This window comes from Salegentibacter salarius (assembly GCF_900168265.1).
Classification (GTDB): domain Bacteria; phylum Bacteroidota; class Bacteroidia; order Flavobacteriales; family Flavobacteriaceae; genus Salegentibacter; species Salegentibacter salarius.
The window spans coordinates 46,489-65,357 of the sequence record NZ_FVZF01000008.1 but is presented as its reverse complement, the minus strand read 5'-3'; the positions used below and the strand labels follow the sequence as shown (position 1 = coordinate 65,357).

General features: G+C 38.1%; 22 protein-coding genes. 19 read left to right on the top strand and 3 right to left on the bottom strand.

The annotated features are described in order from the left end of the window. Positions 1 to 12 precede the first annotated feature (12 nt). The 17 genes from B5440_RS06480 to B5440_RS06400 all read left to right on the top strand — a co-directional run bounded on the left by B5440_RS06480 (position 13) and on the right by B5440_RS06400 (position 14,370). Positions 13 to 243: an AtpZ/AtpI family protein gene (locus B5440_RS06480; RefSeq protein ID WP_057482400.1), complete on the top strand. Its 231-nt coding sequence runs from the start codon at positions 13 to 15 to the stop codon at positions 241 to 243. Next, a complete protein-coding gene (locus B5440_RS06475) occupies positions 233 to 616 on the top strand; it encodes a hypothetical protein (RefSeq protein ID WP_070055407.1) in 384 nt (127 codons plus the stop codon). Before B5440_RS06480 ends, B5440_RS06475 begins: the two co-directional genes overlap by 11 nt. Before the next feature lie 134 nt (positions 617 to 750). Beyond that, positions 751 to 1,842, top strand: a complete 1,092-nt coding sequence (gene atpB, locus B5440_RS06470; RefSeq protein ID WP_070055406.1) for a F0F1 ATP synthase subunit A — start codon at positions 751 to 753, stop codon at positions 1,840 to 1,842. A gap of 23 nt (positions 1,843 to 1,865) precedes the next feature. Beyond that, entirely contained in the window at positions 1,866 to 2,090 is a 225-nt protein-coding gene (gene atpE, locus B5440_RS06465) for an ATP synthase F0 subunit C (protein ID WP_070055405.1), read from the top strand. Positions 2,091 to 2,178: 88 nt separating this feature from the next. Then, positions 2,179 to 2,673 (top strand): F0F1 ATP synthase subunit B, encoded by a 495-nt coding sequence (locus B5440_RS06460; RefSeq protein ID WP_070055404.1) that lies wholly within the window; start codon positions 2,179 to 2,181, stop codon positions 2,671 to 2,673. A gap of 6 nt (positions 2,674 to 2,679) precedes the next feature. After that, positions 2,680 to 3,234 carry an ATP synthase F1 subunit delta gene (gene atpH, locus B5440_RS06455; protein ID WP_070055403.1) on the top strand — a complete coding sequence of 185 codons (555 nt, stop codon included), beginning with the start codon at positions 2,680 to 2,682 and terminating at the stop codon, positions 3,232 to 3,234. Positions 3,235 to 3,308: 74 nt separating this feature from the next. After that, positions 3,309 to 4,889 carry a F0F1 ATP synthase subunit alpha gene (gene atpA, locus B5440_RS06450; protein WP_070055402.1) on the top strand — a complete coding sequence of 527 codons (1,581 nt, stop codon included), beginning with the start codon at positions 3,309 to 3,311 and terminating at the stop codon, positions 4,887 to 4,889. Between the two features lie 122 nt (positions 4,890 to 5,011). Continuing rightward, positions 5,012 to 5,872: an ATP synthase F1 subunit gamma gene (atpG, locus tag B5440_RS06445; protein WP_070055401.1), complete on the top strand. Its 861-nt coding sequence runs from the start codon at positions 5,012 to 5,014 to the stop codon at positions 5,870 to 5,872. A gap of 115 nt (positions 5,873 to 5,987) precedes the next feature. Continuing rightward, on the top strand, positions 5,988 to 6,431 hold the full coding sequence (locus tag B5440_RS06440) for a hypothetical protein (RefSeq protein WP_070055447.1): 444 nt from the start codon (positions 5,988 to 5,990) through the stop codon (positions 6,429 to 6,431). A 25-nt stretch (positions 6,432 to 6,456) separates the two neighbouring features. Further along, positions 6,457 to 7,908, top strand: a complete 1,452-nt coding sequence (locus B5440_RS06435) for an oligosaccharide flippase family protein (protein ID WP_070055400.1) — start codon at positions 6,457 to 6,459, stop codon at positions 7,906 to 7,908. A 2-nt stretch (positions 7,909 to 7,910) separates the two neighbouring features. Then, positions 7,911 to 8,345, top strand: a complete 435-nt coding sequence (gene dut / locus B5440_RS06430; RefSeq protein WP_070055399.1) for a dUTP diphosphatase — start codon at positions 7,911 to 7,913, stop codon at positions 8,343 to 8,345. Between the two features lie 81 nt (positions 8,346 to 8,426). Next, a complete protein-coding gene (locus B5440_RS06425; RefSeq protein ID WP_070055398.1) occupies positions 8,427 to 9,443 on the top strand; it encodes a sugar phosphate nucleotidyltransferase in 1,017 nt (338 codons plus the stop codon). A 168-nt stretch (positions 9,444 to 9,611) separates the two neighbouring features. Beyond that, entirely contained in the window at positions 9,612 to 10,988 is a 1,377-nt protein-coding gene (locus tag B5440_RS06420) for a tetratricopeptide repeat protein (RefSeq protein WP_070055397.1), read from the top strand. Beyond that, positions 10,989 to 11,759, top strand: coding sequence for a lipoprotein insertase outer membrane protein LolB1 (locus tag B5440_RS06415; protein ID WP_070055396.1), 771 nt, complete (start codon positions 10,989 to 10,991; stop codon positions 11,757 to 11,759). After that, entirely contained in the window at positions 11,759 to 12,982 is a 1,224-nt protein-coding gene (locus B5440_RS06410; protein ID WP_070055395.1) for a murein hydrolase activator EnvC family protein, read from the top strand. The genes B5440_RS06415 and B5440_RS06410 overlap by 1 nt, the downstream gene beginning before the upstream one ends. Before the next feature lie 61 nt (positions 12,983 to 13,043). Beyond that, entirely contained in the window at positions 13,044 to 13,748 is a 705-nt protein-coding gene (locus B5440_RS06405; RefSeq protein WP_070055394.1) for a hypothetical protein, read from the top strand. Then, positions 13,732 to 14,370 carry an autotransporter domain-containing protein gene (locus B5440_RS06400; RefSeq protein WP_070055393.1) on the top strand — a complete coding sequence of 213 codons (639 nt, stop codon included), beginning with the start codon at positions 13,732 to 13,734 and terminating at the stop codon, positions 14,368 to 14,370. Before B5440_RS06405 ends, B5440_RS06400 begins: the two co-directional genes overlap by 17 nt. Here the strand turns inward: B5440_RS06400 and B5440_RS06395 are convergent. Both B5440_RS06395 and B5440_RS06390 read right to left on the bottom strand, forming a co-directional pair. After that, positions 14,367 to 14,879: an acyl-CoA thioesterase gene (locus B5440_RS06395; protein WP_057482416.1), complete on the bottom strand. Its 513-nt coding sequence runs from the start codon at positions 14,877 to 14,879 to the stop codon at positions 14,367 to 14,369. The two genes, B5440_RS06400 and B5440_RS06395, sit on opposite strands and share 4 nt — an antisense overlap. A gap of 57 nt (positions 14,880 to 14,936) precedes the next feature. Then, positions 14,937 to 15,869 carry an HU domain-containing protein gene (locus B5440_RS06390; RefSeq protein ID WP_070055392.1) on the bottom strand — a complete coding sequence of 311 codons (933 nt, stop codon included), beginning with the start codon at positions 15,867 to 15,869 and terminating at the stop codon, positions 14,937 to 14,939. 98 nt (positions 15,870 to 15,967) lie between these two features. Between B5440_RS06390 and dprA the strand changes: the two genes are divergently transcribed. Beyond that, a complete protein-coding gene (dprA, locus tag B5440_RS06385) occupies positions 15,968 to 17,068 on the top strand; it encodes a DNA-processing protein DprA (protein ID WP_070055391.1) in 1,101 nt (366 codons plus the stop codon). Here the strand turns inward: dprA and trpS are convergent. Then, positions 17,065 to 18,033 carry a tryptophan--tRNA ligase gene (trpS, locus tag B5440_RS06380; protein WP_070055390.1) on the bottom strand — a complete coding sequence of 323 codons (969 nt, stop codon included), beginning with the start codon at positions 18,031 to 18,033 and terminating at the stop codon, positions 17,065 to 17,067. The two genes, dprA and trpS, sit on opposite strands and share 4 nt — an antisense overlap. A gap of 75 nt (positions 18,034 to 18,108) precedes the next feature. On the opposite strand from trpS, the gene B5440_RS06375 reads away from it, so the two are divergent. Beyond that, positions 18,109 to 18,867, top strand: coding sequence for a lysophospholipid acyltransferase family protein (locus tag B5440_RS06375; protein ID WP_070055389.1), 759 nt, complete (start codon positions 18,109 to 18,111; stop codon positions 18,865 to 18,867). Positions 18,868 to 18,869: the final 2 nt, after the last annotated feature.

Here is an 18,869-nt window from a genome sequence, read left to right as displayed (position 1 = left end):
TCAGCTTAAATTATGAAAAACGATAATTTAAATAAATACCTGGGTTTTGTGAATATTGCTTTCCAAATGGGAATCATTATTGCCGGCGGTGTATTATTAGGGATCTGGTTAGACGGGAAATTTCCGAATAAATATTCTGCATTTACAATTAGCTTATCACTTTTAGGGGTTTTTATAGCGCTCTATCAGGTTTATAGAAGTGTAATTAAAATGAGCGAAGAAGACGAAAAAAATGAAAAATGATCTACTGGCTTTTTTAAAGCGATTGCTTCCTTTTACTTTAATGTTATGGTTAATTCAGTTTCTGTTACAGCGCTATGTTTTAGAAATGGAATTCTATTATAGCAGTTTCAGTATTTACCTATTCCATTTCCTGGCTACATTTCTTATTTATTTAAGCCTGGTTTTTGTTTATCGAAATTTTACCGAGAATACCGGTTTTGCTTTTATGGGATTAAGTTTATTTAAGATGGTGGCAGCGGTAATTTTTTTGCTTCCCTTAGTCTTAAGCGAGATTAATGCAGTGTTTGCTAATATTCTTGCCTTTTTTATTCCTTACTTTTTGTATTTGGTCTTTGAGACCCTGTACGCGGTGAAACTAATAAACAAAGCTTAAGATGCTGTTTATCAGTTATAATAATAAAAATAACGCTTTTGCTAAAATTTTAGTTGGGGTGCTTTCAAATAAAAATTAAAAGTATACCTTTGCACCCGAATTTAGAGCCCATAATTTTAAGCAGAACAGGTACTATGATAGCACATAAATCTTTAAAGATTATAGTGACGTTTACACTAGCCTTAGCCTTACTTCCTTTTAACGCTTTTGCCAAGGACGATTCTCAGGCAGAAGAAAGCAAAGATGAGTTTAATCCTACCGACATGATTATGCACCATATTGGTGATTCTCACGGGTGGCATTTTTTTGGTGAAGGAGACAGTTCTTTCACTTTACCGCTTCCGGTAATTCTTTTTACTGAAGAAGACGGTTTTGTTACTTTCATGTCTAGCGAATTTCACCACGATACCGAAGGGCAGCACGTGGTAGAGAAAGATGGGATGCGTTTTGTAAATTATCACGAAGATATTTACAAATTAGATGCAGGTGCTGAAACTGTTGAGTTTGATGAAGAGCATAATGTCTTAAATGCCAGTAAACCCTGGGATTTTTCTATAACAAAGAACGTGGCTGCTATGTTCTTAACCGTTATCTTGATGTTGGTCTTCTTCTTCGGTTTGGCCGGTCACCACAAAAAGAATAAAAAAGCTCCTGCTGGTTTCAATAATATATTAGAGACTTTAGTGCTTTTTGTTCGCGATGAGATCGCAAGACCTCAAATTGGTGATAAGAAGTATATGAAGTTTATGCCGTTTTTATTGACAGTGTTCTTCTTTATCTGGATCACTAATCTTTTAGGTTTGTTGCCGGGGGCTGCAAACGTAACAGGTAATATTGCGGTTACCGTTTCTTTAGGTTTATTTACCCTTGCTTTAATATTGATAAACGGAAATAAAGATTTTTGGCAACATACTTTATGGATGCCGGGAATACCTACTTTTGTGAAGCCAATTTTGGCGGTGGTAGAGGTGCTTGGTTTAATCATTAAGCCGGTAGCACTTATGATTCGTTTATTTGCGAACATTACCGCGGGTCACATTATTATATTAAGTTTAATAGGATTGATATTTATACTGGAAAGTGCTGGAGTTGCCGGGATTTCGGTTCCTTTTGCCCTTTTCATCACAGTACTGGAATTGTTAGTAGCATTCCTTCAAGCGTTTATTTTTACAATGCTGTCTGCCCTGTTTATCGGGATGGCAGTTGCGGAACATGAACATCATTAATTTTAATTTTTAATTTTTATACTATGGAATTATTACACGTAGGTCTTGCAGCTTTAGGAGCTGGATTAGCAGTTGTTGGAGCCGCTATTGGCGTTGGTAAAATTGGTGGTTCAGCAATGGACGCTATTGCCCGTCAACCGGAAGCTTCTGGAAAAATCCAGACTGCAATGATTATTGCTGCTGCACTTGTAGAGGGTGTTGCTCTTTTTGGAGTTGTAGCTGCATTGTTAGGTGTTTTGACCACCTAAGAAGATTTCAAAAACCCATTCGTAACGGTTGGTTGCGAATGGGCTTTTTAAAAAATGATGTTAACAGGTATTATATAAATAAAGAATTATGGATTTAATTACTCCGGAAGTTGGTCTGATTTTTTGGCAAACCATCGTATTTTTAGTGCTGATGCTTATTCTTGCCAAATTCGCCTGGAAGCCAATTCTTGGTGCGGTAAGAACTCGGGAAGAGTCTATTAACGAGGCTCTTGCTTCTGCTGAAGATGCACGTAAAGAGATGCAAAATCTAAAGGCGGATAACGAAAAGTTGTTACAGGAAGCTCGTGCAGAAAGGGATGAGATTCTTAAAGAAGCACGTCAGTTAAAAGAAAAGATGATTTCTGAAGCTGAAGGAGATGCCCAGAAAAAAGCTGATAATATTGTAGCTAAGGCTAAAGAGAGCATAGAGATGGAGAAGCGTGCAGCTATGGCCGATATTAAAAATCAGGTAGCTACTCTTTCTATAGAAATTGCTGAAAAAGTAATTGGAAAAGAATTGTCTACCGAGGAGAAGCAACATCAGATGATTGATAAGATGTTGAACGATGCTACCTTAAACTAAGAAGTAATGAAAGGAACCAGGGCAGCAAAACGTTACGCCAAAGCCATTTTAGACTTGGCAAAAGAGAAAAATACTGCAGATATCGTTTTTACTGATATGCAACAGATTTCTCAAACCATCGCAAAAAGTGAGGATCTTTCGGCTATGCTTAAAAGTCCGGTTGTAAACGCAACGGTTAAAAAAGCCAGTTTAAAGGAGATTTTTAAGGATGCTGGTGAAATCACGCTAGGTGCTTTTGATGTGCTTATTGAAAACGGAAGAATTAATATTCTTGATTTAGTAGCGAGAAATTATATAGTTCGTTACAATACAATGAATCGTTCTCAGGAAGCTGTGGTAACTTCAGCAGTTCCATTAACTGCAGAGCTGGAAGAAAAGATTTTGGCTAAGGTGAAGGAATTAACAGGAACCGGAGCGAAGATTAAAAATGTTGTCAATAAAGATATTATAGGAGGTTTTGTTTTAAGAGTTGGCGATCTGCAATATGATGCCAGCGTATCCCGAAACCTTAATAGGCTAAAAAGGGAGTTGAAAACAAACTCATATATTTCATCTATATAAATGCCCATAATGGGCTTGCAAAAAGTTAATAAAAACCGTCACGCAATTATCGTGGCATTTTATCTTAAATAATTATGGCAGAAGTAAATCCTGCTGAAGTATCAGCAATATTAAAGAAACAATTATCAGGTTTTGAAAGCGGAGCCTCTTTAGACGAGGTGGGAACTGTACTTACTGTTGGTGATGGTATCGCTAACGTTTACGGTTTGGCAAACGCACAATACGGGGAATTGGTTCAGTTTGAAAGCGGCCTTGAAGGAATGGTTTTAAACCTTGAGGAAGACAATGTAGGTATCGTATTACTGGGACCTTCTAAAGATATTAGAGAAGGGTCTGTAGTAAAAAGAACCGAAAGAATTGCTTCTATCAACGTTGGAGAAGGAATTGTTGGTCGTGTAGTAGATACTTTAGGAGATCCTATAGATGGTAAAGGTGACATTGAAGGGGAAACTTTTCAGATGCCATTAGAGCGTAAAGCGCCTGGTGTAATTTATCGTCAGCCGGTAAGTGAACCAATGCAAACAGGAATCAAATCTATTGATGCGATGGTACCTGTTGGTAGAGGGCAGCGTGAGCTTGTGATTGGTGACCGTCAAACTGGTAAGACTACCGTTTGTATTGACACCATTCTTAATCAAAAAGAATTTTACGATGCGGGGGAACCTGTACACTGTATATATGTTGCGATTGGGCAAAAAGCTTCAACTGTAGCAGGTATTGCAAAAGTACTTGAAGATAAAGGTGCAATGGAATATACTACCATCGTAGCCGCAAACGCTTCAGATCCTGCTCCTATGCAGGTTTATGCTCCTTTTGCAGGTGCTGCTATTGGTGAGTACTTTAGAGATACTGGTCGTCCTGCTTTGATTATCTATGATGACCTTTCTAAGCAAGCTGTTGCATACCGTGAGGTATCTTTGCTTTTACGTCGCCCACCGGGACGTGAAGCTTACCCTGGGGATGTTTTCTTCTTGCACTCAAGATTATTAGAGCGTGCTGCAAAAGTTATTGATGATAACGATATTGCACAAAGTATGAACGATCTTCCTGAGTCTCTTAAAGGAAAAATAAAAGGAGGAGGTTCTTTAACCGCACTTCCAATTATTGAAACACAAGCAGGTGACGTTTCAGCATATATCCCAACCAACGTAATTTCTATTACCGATGGGCAGATTTTCCTAACTTCAGATTTATTTAACTCTGGGGTTCGTCCTGCAATTGATGTTGGTATTTCTGTATCACGTGTAGGTGGTTCGGCGCAAATTAAGTCTATGAAGAAAGTTGCCGGTACTTTAAAATTAGACCAGGCACAATATCGTGAACTTGAAGCTTTTGCTAAGTTCGGTTCAGATCTAGATCCTACTACTTTAAGAGTTATTCAAAAAGGTAAGCGCAACGTGGAAATCCTTAAGCAGGCTGAAAACGATCCTTACCCGGTAGAAGACCAGATCGCAATTATTTATGCAGGTTCTAAGAACTTGCTAAAAGATGTGCCGGTAGAGAAAGTGAAGGAATTTGAAAAAGACTACCTGGAATATCTTAACGCTAAGCATAGAGATATGCTAGATACGCTAAAAGCCGGTAAATTAACCGATGAGGTTACAGATACCTTGGTTTCAGTAGCGAAAGAGCTTTCAGCTAAGTATAAGAAATAGTATTGAGTATTGAACTTAGGCAGTTAGAAACTTAAGTTCATATTTAAACTTTAAATAAATTATAGGTATCGAGTATTTATTTTGTCTAAAATCTAAATACTCGATACTCAATACTAAATAAAATGGCAAACTTAAAAGAATTACGTAGCAGGATTACTTCGGTATCATCAACGATGCAGATTACCAGCGCCATGAAAATGGTGTCGGCAGCAAAGTTGAGCAGGGCTCAGGATGCGATCACGCAAATGAGACCTTATTCTGAAAAATTAACTCAGCTGTTACAGGATTTAAGTGCAACCCTTGATGATGATACCAGTAGCAAATACGCCGAAGAACGCGAAGTGAAAAACGTGTTGATGGTAGCTATATCTTCTAATAAGGGCCTGGCGGGTGCTTTTAATACCAATATTGTAAAAGCCGTTAAGTACAAAGCTAAGAACGATTACGATTCTAAAAAGATAGATCTTTATACGCTTGGTAAAAAAGCCAACGATGTTCTTAAAAAGGACTATGAGGTTTATAAGAATAATAATGCAATTTACGACGAGCTTTCTTTTGAAAACGTATCGGAAATCGCAGAAGAATTAATGCAATTGTTTTTAGACGAAAAGTACGATAAGATCGTATTGGTGTACAATCAGTTTAAGAATGCAGCTACTCAAATTGTACAGCACGAACAATTCTTGCCTATAGAACAATTTGAAACGGAAGAAGAAAAGCAACTCGATTACCTTTTTGAGCCTTCAAAGATCGAAATTGTAAAAGAGCTTATTCCTAAATCTCTCAAAATGCAATTGTTTAAAGCATTAAGAGATTCTTTCGCTTCAGAACACGGCGCGCGTATGACGGCGATGCACAAAGCAACCGATAACGCAAAAGAACTTAGAGATGATCTTAAATTGTCTTACAACAAAGCCAGACAGGCTTCTATTACCAACGAAATCCTTGAAATTGTTGGTGGTGCCGAGGCATTGAATGGATAAAACCAAAGAATAATATTCCGGAAGTAATTCCGTTCTAAAAACCCGTAAGTTAACTACGGGTTTTTTATTTGGTATGCGTTTTGTTTTTGTACTTTTAAACAACAAACTTTCTATTATGAAGAAACTACTATTTTTATTCAGCAGTATATTCGCTTTAACCTTAATTACAGGCTGCGGCAGCAATAAGGAATTGCAGGAACGCGCTCCCGCCCAGTTTCAGGATATTTATTACACACAGGGTGAAAATGGGTTAGATCTCCACATTCCTGTGGCGGTTATCCAGGATAATCGGGTAAGTATGGATAGTGTTTATTTTAGAGGAATGAAATCTCCATTGGTTCAGGATAAAGAACAAACCAATCTCTTTACGGCTAATTTCAGCACTGGAGATGGAATGGATATTATGAGTTCTGATCCCACCGAAGAAAACAAAAACAGGGTGCCACAAAAAACGGAAAAAATGCCGTTTGAGCTTGAAGACGATGAAGCTATTCTCGTGTTTTCTCAAAATGATAAAACCAAGTATTACAAGCTAACAGGAATAGAAGCGCAGAACTAAGCTTAAAATCTAATTTATCCTTCGGTTGGGTACCTTTAAAAAACTATTTCAGCAAACTTTTGTTTACGGTCTCGCCACGGTGTTGCCGCGTATGCTGAATGTGATTATGGTGCCGCTTTACACCCATGTTTTACCTAAAGAAGAATATGGCGAAGTTTCTATAATCTTCGCCTATTTTGTGTTTTTTAATGTCATCCTTGCTTATGGGATGGAAACCGCTTTTTTTAGATTTTATAATAAAATGAAGACCAGTAGGGAAGTACTAAGTACTTCCGGCTGGTCTATTGTAGCAACTTCTATACTATTTTTTACAGCAGCTTTTTTAGCACAGGATTTTATTGCTGAAATGGCAAATATCCCGGTTAAATACATTCAACTGGTTATTTGGATTCTGTTGCTGGACGCCCTGGTTATTATCCCTTTTACCTGGCTTCGAGCAGCTGAAAAACCTATGCGGTTTGCAGTAATTAAAATTATAAATGTTTGCATAAACCTGGGGCTTAATATTTTCTTTTTACTGTTTTTAAAAGATTTGGCAATAGAGAATTCAGTTTTTCAAAGTATCTATATTCCAGATTTTGAGATCAGCTATATCTTTATTTCCAACCTGGTGGCCAGCGGTGCTACGCTGTTAATGATGCTGCCTTTCTATTTTAAAATAGATTTTAGCTTTAATGCCAAGTTATGGAAATCCATGATGTCCTATGCTTTTCCGGTTTTAATCGCCGGTCTTGCTTTTTCGGTAAACGAAGTTTTCGATAGGATTATGCTGGATTATTTACTTCCGCAGGATATAGCCCGGGCCGAGATTGGTGCTTATGCTGCTTGTTATAAGTTAGCCTTATTCATGACTCTTTTTGCAACGGCATTTAGATTGGGAATAGAGCCTTTTTTCTTTAGCCACGCCGAAAATAAAAATGCACCGGAAACCTATGCGATAATCACCAAGTATTTTGTGGTTTTTGGAAGCTTCATTCTTGTGGCCGTGATCGTTTTTATAGATGTTTTAAAGCAACTATTAATTCAGGATAGCTCTTACTGGGAGGCAATGCATATTGTTCCGCTCATTCTGCTGGCGAACCTTTTCCTTGGGATATATCATAATCTCTCCGTTTGGTATAAGATTACAGACCGAACCCGTTTCGGCGGTTATATCTCTGTAGTGGGAGCTTTATTTACCCTTGCGCTCAACATTATTTTAATTCCGTATATAAGCTACACCGGTTCTGCGATTGCAACTTTGGTGGCTTACGGTGTAATGATGCTGCTTTCTTATTTCTACGGAAGAAAATATTACCCTATTCCATATAACCTTAAAAAAATAGGCGGCTATTTAGTACTTTCCGTCTTATTTTCGGTATTTTCCTTTTATGTTTTCCGGGGAAATTATTTCGTAGGAATTAGCTTATTAATAGTCTTTCTCGGAACAGTATATGTTTCTGAAAGAAAACAACTAATTAAAATATTACAATCTTAACTATGCAAGTAAAGATCATCAATAAATCGGCGCACAAACTGCCGCATTACGAAACTGAAGCTTCAGCAGGAATGGACCTTAGAGCCAATATTTCTGAAGCTGTTACGTTAAAACCATTAGAGAGAACTATCGTTAAAACCGGACTTTTTATTGAGCTTCCGGTAGGTTACGAAGCGCAGGTGAGACCAAGAAGCGGCCTGGCTGCCAAAAAAGGAATCACAGTATTAAACGCCCCCGGCACCATAGATGCCGATTACCGTGGAGAAATAGGGGTGATTTTGGTGAACTTATCTAATGAAGAATTCACTATAGAAAATGGCGAACGTGTAGCTCAAATGGTGATTGCTAAACACGAACATATTTCCTGGGAAGAAGTTGAGACGCTGGAAGAAACCACTCGTGGTGCAGGTGGCTTTGGAAGTACAGGAAGTAATTAAGCTATCTAATAAGCTTATATTATATAAAATTAATTTTAATCAATGATTTCCGCCTGCGCGGAAATGACAAATATTAAATAAATGAAGATTATAGTTCCTATGGCGGGTCGTGGTTCACGACTTCGTCCTCATACGTTGACAGTACCAAAACCTTTAATACCCGTAGCTGGAAAGCCAATCGTGCATCGCCTGGTAGAAGATATTGCAAAGGTTCTTGACCAACCAATAGACGAGATCGCTTTTATTTTGGGCGATCCTGCTTTTTTTGGAGACGATATTGTAGAAAGTTTAAAAGGTCTGGCAAAAAGCTTAAATGCAAAAGCTTCTATTTACCGTCAGGACCAACCTTTGGGGACTGGTCACGCTATTATTAGCGCGAAGGAGTCACTTTCCGGCCCTGCAGTTGTAGCTTATGCCGATACCCTGATAAAAGCTGACTTCAAACTTGATAAGGATGCCGATGCGGTGATCTGGACTAAAAAAGTAGCTAATCCCGAAGCTTTTGGGGTGGTGAATCTTAACGAGAAGAACGAGATTATAGAACTGGTTGAAAAGCCAATAGAATTTGTAAGTGACCAGGCAGTAATTGGTATTTACTATTTTAAAGATATTGCGGTTTTAAAAGAGAAGCTGGAAGAAGTGCTTAATGAAAACCTGATGCATGGCGGCGAATACCAGATTAATGACGGTATTAAGAAAATGATGGCCGAAGACAGGATCTTTAAAACCGGAACCGTAGATGAATGGATGGATTGCGGAAACAAAAATGTAACCGTAGAAACCAATGGGAGAATGCTGAATTTCCTTCACCAGGATGGTGAAAAATTGATTTCAGATTCTGTGAAGATCACTAATTCTGAAATTACCGAGCCTTGTTATATTGGCGAAAATGTAGAGCTGGTAAATGCTAAAATTGGCCCGAATGTTTCAGTAGGCGACGGAACTAAAATTACTGATGCTGAAGTGAAGAATAGCTTAATTCAAACTTTTGCTGAAGTGAGAAATGCAAAACTGGATAACGCGATGATAGGTAATTTTGCGAAATTTGACGGGAACTTTACCCAAATTAGCATTGGCGATTATTCAACTTTAGAATAAGCTTATTTAAGAGGCTGTTTGAAGAATTTTTAAGATCGTCATCCTGAATTTATTTCAGAGCTTGCCCCGAATTTTTTCGGGAATCTAATTTATTGTTCGTCAAAACATGTTAGAAGCTGAAACCAGTTTTCAAACAACCTCTTTATTTCAATTTTTAGCCTGAAAATTATGAAAAAGTACTTCTTCATTATAGCTATGCTTTCAGGAGCCTTGTTTTCATTTCAGGTAAGTTTTGCCCAGGAAAAGGAAGTGGAGCTCGAAGATGTTAATCAGGACGATCTTGGAAATGTAACCGACGAATTTCAGGAGCAATTCTTTGAAGCCTTAAAACAAAAAGGCATTGAGAATTACGAAAAAGCCATAGTTGCTTTAGAAGAATGCCAAAGACTGGAACCAAATAATCCGGTGGTCTATTTTGAAATGGCCAGGAATTACAATGAATTAGAGAATTATGATAGAGCGATTGCAAATCTTGAAAAGGCCCATCAATTAGCGCCTAAAAGGGAAGGTGTTCTAGATCAACTTTATAAAACCTATACGCGGGCAAAGCAATATGATAACGCCGTTGAAACCCTGTTGAAATTACTGCGCTTTGACGAAGATTATAAAGAAAAGCTTGCTAATATTTACCTGTTAAACCGCCAATTTGAAGAAGCGCTTCAAACTATAGATGAACTGGACGAGCAGGAAGGCCCCAGTACTTATCGAAACAAATTACGCCGGCAAATTTATGCCCGAACGGGCGACACTGCCGCACAAATAGAGAACCTGGAACAGGGCATTGCTAATAATCCTGAAAACGAACAGAATTATCTCAATCTCATTTATATCTACAGCGATATGGGAGATCACGAACAGGCTTATAATACCGCTTTACAATTGCTGGAAGCCAATCCGGGATCTACCTTAGTGCATCTGGCATTGTATAAATTTCACCTTGAAAGAGAAGAACCGGAGGAGGCTGTTAATTCAATGAAAATTGTTTTTGAAAGCGAAGAAATTGATGCCGAGTCAAAATTTAAAGTACTTAATGATTTTCTGATTTTTGTAGATAACAATCCCGAATATGAAGAAGATCTAATGCAGGTAAGTAAAATGCTTAGCGAGCGTGAAAATGCCCCAAAACTCTACAGTCAATTAGGTCAGTATTATATGAAACGCGGGGAACTGGAAGATGCTTTAAATTTCTTTAAGGCCGGCCTGGCAGAAAATACTGAAGATTTTCAGTTGGTAAAAAATACTATTTTTCTTCAATTAGAGTTAGAAAAGTATAAAGAGGCCCGGGATTTGAGTAAGGAAATGCTAGAGGTATTTCCGGCGCAGCCTGTTTTGTTTTTATTGCAGGGAATTGCACTAAACCAATTGGAAGAGTATCGTGAAGCTATAGAAATACTTACATTTGGACTGGATTACTTAATTGATAACCCAAGAATGGAAATCGATTTTTACACACAATTAAAAATGGCCCAGAAGGAACTCGGAGAAGAAGAGAAATCGGCTGAATTTTCGCGTAAAGTCGAAGCTTTAATAAAAGAAATAGAATAGATGTATAGAAAGATTTTAGGAGTAGTGTTATTAAGCCTTTTTATTGTTTCCTGCGGAAGCCGGAAGGGAGTAAAAGGAATTGCTACTAAAAATGCTGAAGCCGCAAACATTATAGAAAGTCACTATAATTCTGAAACCCGCTTTACTACGCTTACCGGTAGGTTAAAAACGGTTTATCAAAACGAAGATCGCACGCAATCGGTTAATCTGAGTTTTAGAATGGAAAAAGATAAAGCGATTTGGATGAGTGCTTCGGTATTAGGATTTCCAGTTGCTAAAGCTTATATCACGCCTTCTCGGGTAAGTTATTACGAAAAGGTGAGTCAAACCTATTTTGACGGTGATTTTCGGCTGCTAAGTGATCTTTTAGGCACTCCTTTAGATTTTCAAAAACTGCAGAATTTACTCATAGGTCAGGCAATTTATGATCTTAGGGAAGAGGAGTTTGAATTTTCCCAAACCGCAAAAGGCTTTCAATTTATGCCTTCAAATGGTGGATTAATAAGAAAAATGTTTCTTTTGAATCCTAAAAACTTCAAAACCTCTGCCCAGCAGCTGGCACAAACAGAAGAAAATAAAAGTGTGACCGTAACTTATTCTGATTACCAGGAAGTGGAAGGAAAGATTTTTCCGGAAGAAATAAGTATTATTGCCAATGAAGCTGGAAGCAGCACGAAAATAGAACTTACTTACCGCTCACTGGAATTTGATAGGGGAGATCTAAGTTTCCCATTTGATATCCCATCAGGTTATGAAGAAATTAGTTTATAATGAAGTTTAAGAAGTTTTCTAGATTATTATTCTGTTTTATATTCTTACTGCTTTCCGCGGGAAATTTGTCGGCTCAAACAACACGAGAAAGCCTTGAGAAAAAGCGTGTGGAACTTCGGAATGAGATCCGGAGAATAAATGAGCTAAGAAGCAGTAATAAACAAAAGGAGCGTTCGGTTTTAAGTCAGGTAGAAGACTTGGATCAGCAAATAAGAAGTACAGAAAATTTAATAAAAGTAACCAACCAGCAGGCGAATCTTCTAACCAATCAAATAAGCGCGAATACCAATAAAATTTCCAGGCTTAGGGAAGAACTGGAGCAGCTTAAGGAAGATTATGCCAGGATGATTGAAAAATCTTACAAAAGCAAATCTTCACAAAGTAGGATAATGTTCTTATTATCTTCCGAAAACTTTTTGCAGGCTTATAAACGTCTGCAATATATGAAACAGTATACGAATTATCGCAAGCAGCAAGGAGATGAAATTAAATTGAGAACTGAAGAGCTGCAGGAGCTCAATGCCGATTTAGCCGATCAAAAAGAAGCTAAGGATGCACTTATTGCTGAAAACAGGCAAACCAGAACTCAACTGGAAAAGAACAAAAAAGCGCAGCAGGATTTGATGCAGAATATTAGAAGTAAAGAAGGTGAATTCGCTGCACAGATTAGGCAAAAACAACAGGAGATCAATAAAATAGACGCACAAATTGAGAAAATGATTCGTGAGTCTATTGCAAAATCTAACGAGGAAAGCGGCTCTACCGAAAGAAATGTTTATGAATTAACTCCCGCTGCAAAAGCTCTCGCAGCAGATTTTGTAAAAAATAAAGGCCGTTTACCCTGGCCCGTGCGTTCGGGTGTGGTTACTTCCCGCTTCGGCAGGCAACCGCACCCGGTGGTGAAATCTATTAGCATAAATAACAACGGGGTAAATATCGATACCGATTCGGGAGGAAAAGCCCGCGCTGTTTTTAACGGTACCGTGAGTGAGGTTCAGGTGCTAAAAGGAGCCAATAAGGCGGTTATGGTGAGGCACGGAGATTATATTACCATATACGATAACCTTGAAAAAGTTTATGTAAAAAGAGGAGATGTAGTGAATACAGGGCAGGAACTTGGCGCTGTGGCTACCAGCCGCACCTCTGGAAAAACTACTTTGCACTTTTTGATCTATAAGAATATGCAAAAGATGGATCCGGCAGATTGGATTCTGGAAATGTAGTTTTCCCACGCAACCTTTTTCGTTTTTTGCATCTTAAGAGTATAAGCCTGGTTATTTGCCTATGAAAAAAGTAGTACTTCTTTTTAGTTTGGTTTTGCTTGTGAGTTGTTTCGATCATAGTGTTTCGGTGGTTGGCGACAAAAGAATGCAGGTTTCAGGAAATATTCTTGATACCCAAAATATACCTTTAGAAAACTTAAATGTTATTGCCTCGGGTTCTGAAAGTACTATGCTAAATGCCAGGCCTGAAGAGATCCTGGGCGAAGGTTTTACCAATGTGGCCGGGGAATTTTCTTTTGTAAGTTTAGATACCGATAATAGTTTTTACGGTGTAAGTATAAATCATCCAGATCACCAGAACTACGATATTGATTACGCCACTGTACATTTTTTAGATTCCATAGGAACGCGAGAAAATTCTTTTGAGTTTGTAAATATAAACCTACCTAAAACGCAAAGGTTTGAGCTTAGGATTAAAAATACCACCGCGAGAAGCGATACCTTGTTTTATAGATTTTCATATCCGGCTACCGAATTTTATCAGGGCTTAAATAGTAATACCATTGACGATAATTCTTACCGGTTTCAAACAGAAAGAGAATATTGGAATCGTTTGTTACCTGGTGAAGGTGAAATGACCATAGTAACCCCAACTCTAGCGAATAGCAGTATTCAGTTTAAATATAAATTTAGAGCTGAAGCGGTTTACGATACAATAAATGTTGAAATAACTCCTGAAAATCCGGTTTATGAATTCAACTTTTAAACTTTTTCTATTCGCTATCATATTTCCGCTTTCGTTAACTGCGCAAGATAGTATCCCCGAACCAAATCCAAATCAATATGTAGCTACAGATCCTGAAACCGTATTTTTTGTCGGGGAATTTTTTAGAGGTTATAGTGTAAATAATTCTAGCTGGGAGAATTATTCTCAGTTAGGTTTCGGCCTGGATTTTAACTGGTTTGTGCTTCCGTTTCTAACTATTGGTGGAGAATATAGTTATATGAGCGGAGACTTAAAAGAGGGAGATCTGAGCAATACCGGTGCCATAAAAAGAATTAATTCACATTATTTAGGACTTCATCTTGGTTATTATCACGCTTTTAATAAAGAATGGAATTTACATACCCTGGCCGGTTTTGGGGAGGTTAATAATGTAAACCGAGCCCCAGATTCTCGTTTTACTGAAAATGGAAACAGTTTAATGTTACGAAGCGAGTTAGGCTATAGGTTTGATAAAACTGGAGCTATTTTTATTAAAGCAACATTACGTTGGGACAGAATGGATATTGATACTCCGCCAACCCTACACGATTATATCAACAAACACAGCTTATTATTACTTGGTTTTGGGGTAAGGCTTCATCTACAAAACCCGAATGGCTAACTCTCAAATAAAGCTTTGAGTTCTGTAGCTTCATTAGGCTTCATTTTTCCTGCAAGTACCAGGCTAAGTTGCTTTCTTCGCAAAGCAGCTTCATAGCGCTCTTTTTCCAGCTCTGTTTCGGGATCTAAAGGAGGAACGGCAACAGGAGAACCCGTTTCGTCCACAGCTACAAATGTGTAGATGGCTTCATTGGCTTTAGAACGGTTTCCGCTTTCGCGATCTTCCACCCAAACATCAATAAAGATCTCCATAGAAGATTTAAAAGCTCTGGAAACTGCAGCTTCTACAGTTACAACACTTCCTAAGGGAACAGCTTTATTAAACGCTACGTGGTTTACCGATGCGGTAACCACAATACGGCGACTGTGCCTTCTTGCAGCAATGCTGGCAGCACGATCCATTCTGGCGAGTAGCTCACCACCAAATAAATTATTTAGGGGATTGGTTTCACTGGGTAAAACCAAGTCGGTTAAAGTAGTTCTGGATTCTTCTGGGTGTTTAGCCTGCATTTTGCCAATTTTTGGCAAAAATAAGGTGCTTTGGGCAATTTACAGCTTAAAGAACTATTAAAGTTCCTGTACTAATAGCCACGCAGCTTCATTAATGGACTTTACCTCACGCAACATATTTATGGCGTCTCGTCTTTTTTCGTGACTGGCATAAACTACCTGGTGTAATCCATATTTGTTCTCGCCAAGAAGATGTGCTTTAAAACCTTCTTTTCTAAGTTCAGCAACTTTAGTTTTCGCATTTTCTTCTACACGGAATGCCCCGGCTACAATATGATAGCTTCCGGTTTGTTTAGCTACGTTAAAAGTAACTGCCGGTAAAGGATTATCAATAACAAAGGTGGCCTGTTGAATTTGCTCCTGGAGCTGTTCCTGGGCCTGTTGTTGCTCGGCTATATTGTGTTTAGAAACCTGGCTGCTATAAATATTCAAGCCTGCAAAGCCCGAAATTCCCAATGCGATAAGACCTATAGCGGCATATTTAAGATAAGCAGGAGCTTTTCTTCTTCTTTCAGGAGTAAATAGTATAGGAGCTTTTTCTTCCAGCTCTTCCACTTGCTTTTTATAAGTTTCCCTGCTAATTGCTGAAGTTTTAAAGCTATCGAGCCCAAAAGAATCGGTTAGATAATTTACGTGTTCAAAAGGTTCAAACTGAAGTTTTTCTTCCGAATAAAAGAATCGTCCAATATTTTCCAGCTCAACCTTACCATCTTCTTTAAAAGATTCTTCCAGTTTTTCTACAAATTCAGCAATCATATTGACTGAAGTAGTATAAGATACTTTTTGCGCTGCAGCAATATAGTTTGCCAAAAGCCCATCGTTCTTCCTTAACTGCGAATTAAAAGAAACCACTTTTTTGGGTGGATGGAAAGTTTGGGTGTCTTTGTCTATAAATGCCGGTTCTTTTTGGGATAAAAAAGCCCCAAAGCCTGGTAGAATTACGCATTCGTAACGATAAAGTAAATCCTGGATGTAGTTAGCTATCTTCATTGCCGCAAAAATAAGGGGTTATTTTATTCCTCCTAAAGTTACCCAAAGAAATTTTATTAACAAATCTTTTTTTCTGTAATTTTAATGAAAATCCAATTATGTCTTCTGAAGAATTACAGTATGTCCTGGCATTACAACATATTCCAAATCTGGGAGATACACTTGCCAAGAAACTGATCAGGCATTTTGGTTCGGCTAAAAATGTATTACAGCAGAAAAAGCAGGATTTATTAAAAATTGATGGGATTGGTGGCTACCGTTTACGCGAATTTTTTGATGCCTCTCATCTTAAAGCTGCAGAAGAAGAGCTAAAATTCATTGAAAAGAATCAGATAAAAGTACTTTATTTTAAAGATCAGGATTATCCAGACAAGCTAAAGCATTGTATAGATGGCCCGGTGGTATTTTTCCAAAGAGGGAATATCAATTTAAAAAATCAAAAGATTATTAGTGTGGTGGGTACGCGTAAAATTACCCAAAGCGGTGTGGCTTTTTGCGAAAAGTTTATAGAGGAATTGAGTCCATTAAACCCGGTAATCGTTTCTGGCTTCGCCTATGGAGTTGATATTACCGCGCAAAGGGCCGCAGTGGCCAATAACCTGCAGAATATAGGTTGCCTTGCACACGGCTTAGATCAAATTTATCCAAAAGTGCATCAGAAATATGTAGCTTCAGTGGAAGAAAACGGTGGGTTTTTTACCGATTTTTGGAGTAGTGATGATTTCGACAGAAATAATTTTTTAAAACGAAACCGAATAATCGCAGGTCTAAGCGAAGCAACCGTTGTCATAGAAAGTGCCGAAAAAGGCGGCTCGTTAGTTACTGCAGATATTGCAAATTCTTATAACCGGGAAGTCTTTGCTGTGCCGGGAAGGCCTTCAGATAAATTAAGTAAAGGTTGCAACGATCTTATAAAATCACAAAAAGCGCATTTATTGAATTCTGCAGCAGATTTGGTTTATATGCTCAATTGGCAACCGGAAGAATCAGCGAAACCGGTACAAAAACAATTGTTTGTGGAGCTGGATGAGGAAGAAAATAATGTTTTAGATTTTCTGCAAAAGGAAGGGAAAGCCCAGTTAGATAGCATTGCGATAAACTGTAACTTTCCCTCTTATAAAACTGCGGGTATTTTAATTAATATGGAATTAAAAGGCGTGGTACGCCCATTACCCGGTAAATTATTTGAATTAATCTAGTAACCTACTTTTTTCCTTACCCTGTTTATAACCTCATTGGCTACATTTCTGGCTTTTTCGGCACCTACTTCCAGGGCTTTGTCAATCTCTTCCAGGTTATTCATATAATATTCATACTTTTTTCTTGGAGTTTCAAACTGCTCTAAAAGTACTTCGTATAAAGCCTGTTTAGCGTGCCCGTATCCAAAGCCACCGGCTTCATAATTCTTGCGCATTTCAGCGATTTGTGCTTCTGTAGCCACTAATTTGTAAAGTGCAAAAACATTACAGGTGTTTGGGTTCTTCGGTTCTTCCAATGGCGTACTGTCAGTATCAATAGCCATAATTTGTTTCCTAAGCTTTTTATCGGTTACAAACAGGTTTATGGTATTGCCTTTAGATTTGCTCATTTTGGCGCCATCGGTTCCAGGAACGTACATCGTATTTTCCTGAACTTTTGCTTCAGGAATTACAAAAGCCTCACCCATTTTTGAATGGAAACGGGAAGCTACATCGCGAGTAATTTCCAAGTGTTGAAGCTGGTCTTTTCCTACCGGTACAATTTCGGCATCGTAAAGTAAAATATCTGCAGCCATTAACATGGGATAGGTAAAAAGCCCTGCGTTCACATCTTCTAATCTATCTGACTTATCTTTAAAAGAATGTGCTAAGGTTAAGCGTTGATACGGAAAAAAGCAGCTTAAATACCAGGAAAGCTCTGCCGTTTGTGGAATATCACTTTGTCGGTAAAAAACGGTTTTTTCAATATCTATACCGCAAGCCAGCCAGGTTGCCGCTACAGAATAGGTGTTGTTTCTTAAAGTTTCGGCATCTTTTATTTGGGTAAGCGAGTGCATATCGGCAATAAAAATAAAAGAATCGTTATTGGGTTTATTGGCCATTTCTATAGCCGGTAAAATTGCTCCCAATAAATTTCCCAAGTGTGGAGTTCCTGTGCTTTGTACTCCTGTAAGAATTCTGGACATCTGCTTTTTTCGGTTTTCTGCAAAGGTAATTTTTTTACCGAATTCCCTCGGTTCAATTTAGTACTTTTGGCTTCTATGAACATCCTACGCACAATACTTACTATTTTATGGCGAATCTGGTTTTATATTCTACTTGTATTACCAATTTTGGTAATGTTTCCGGTACTTGTTGTGTTTTCTTCCGCAGAAAGACTTTATCCTAAATATTATGTTTGCGCCCGTATTTGGGCTAAGTGTATCTTATATGGAATGGGTTTTTATCCTGAAATTAAAAGGATGCAGCAACTTGACCCCAAGAAGAACTACATGTTAGTGGCAAATCATACTTCTATGATAGATATTATGATGATGCTGGTGATCATTAAACAACCATTTATTTTTGTAGGGAAAAGGGAGCTTGCTAAAATTCCTGTTTTTGGATTTTTCTACCGAAAAACAAATATTACCGTAGATAGAAATTGCGCGAAAAGCAAGCAGGATGTTGTAACTGAAGCCCGCCGAAGATTAGATATGGGAGAAAGTATTTGCATTTTTCCTGAAGGCGGTGTGCCCAATGACAGGTCTTTGGTTTTAGATAGTTTTAAAGACGGAGCCTTTAGATTGGCTATAGCTCATCAAATTCCTATTGTTCCCATTACCTTTTACGATAATAAAAAGCGCTTTTCTTATAAATTCGTTTCCGGAGCGCCGGGGAAACTTCGCGTGAAAATTCATGAATTTATTACTACCAAAGGAATGCAGCCTGCCGATAGAAAAAATTTAAGAAACCAAACACGCCAGGTAATTTTTGACGAGCTTACTAAAGACTTGGAGCAAGAAAATCCTTCAAAATAAAA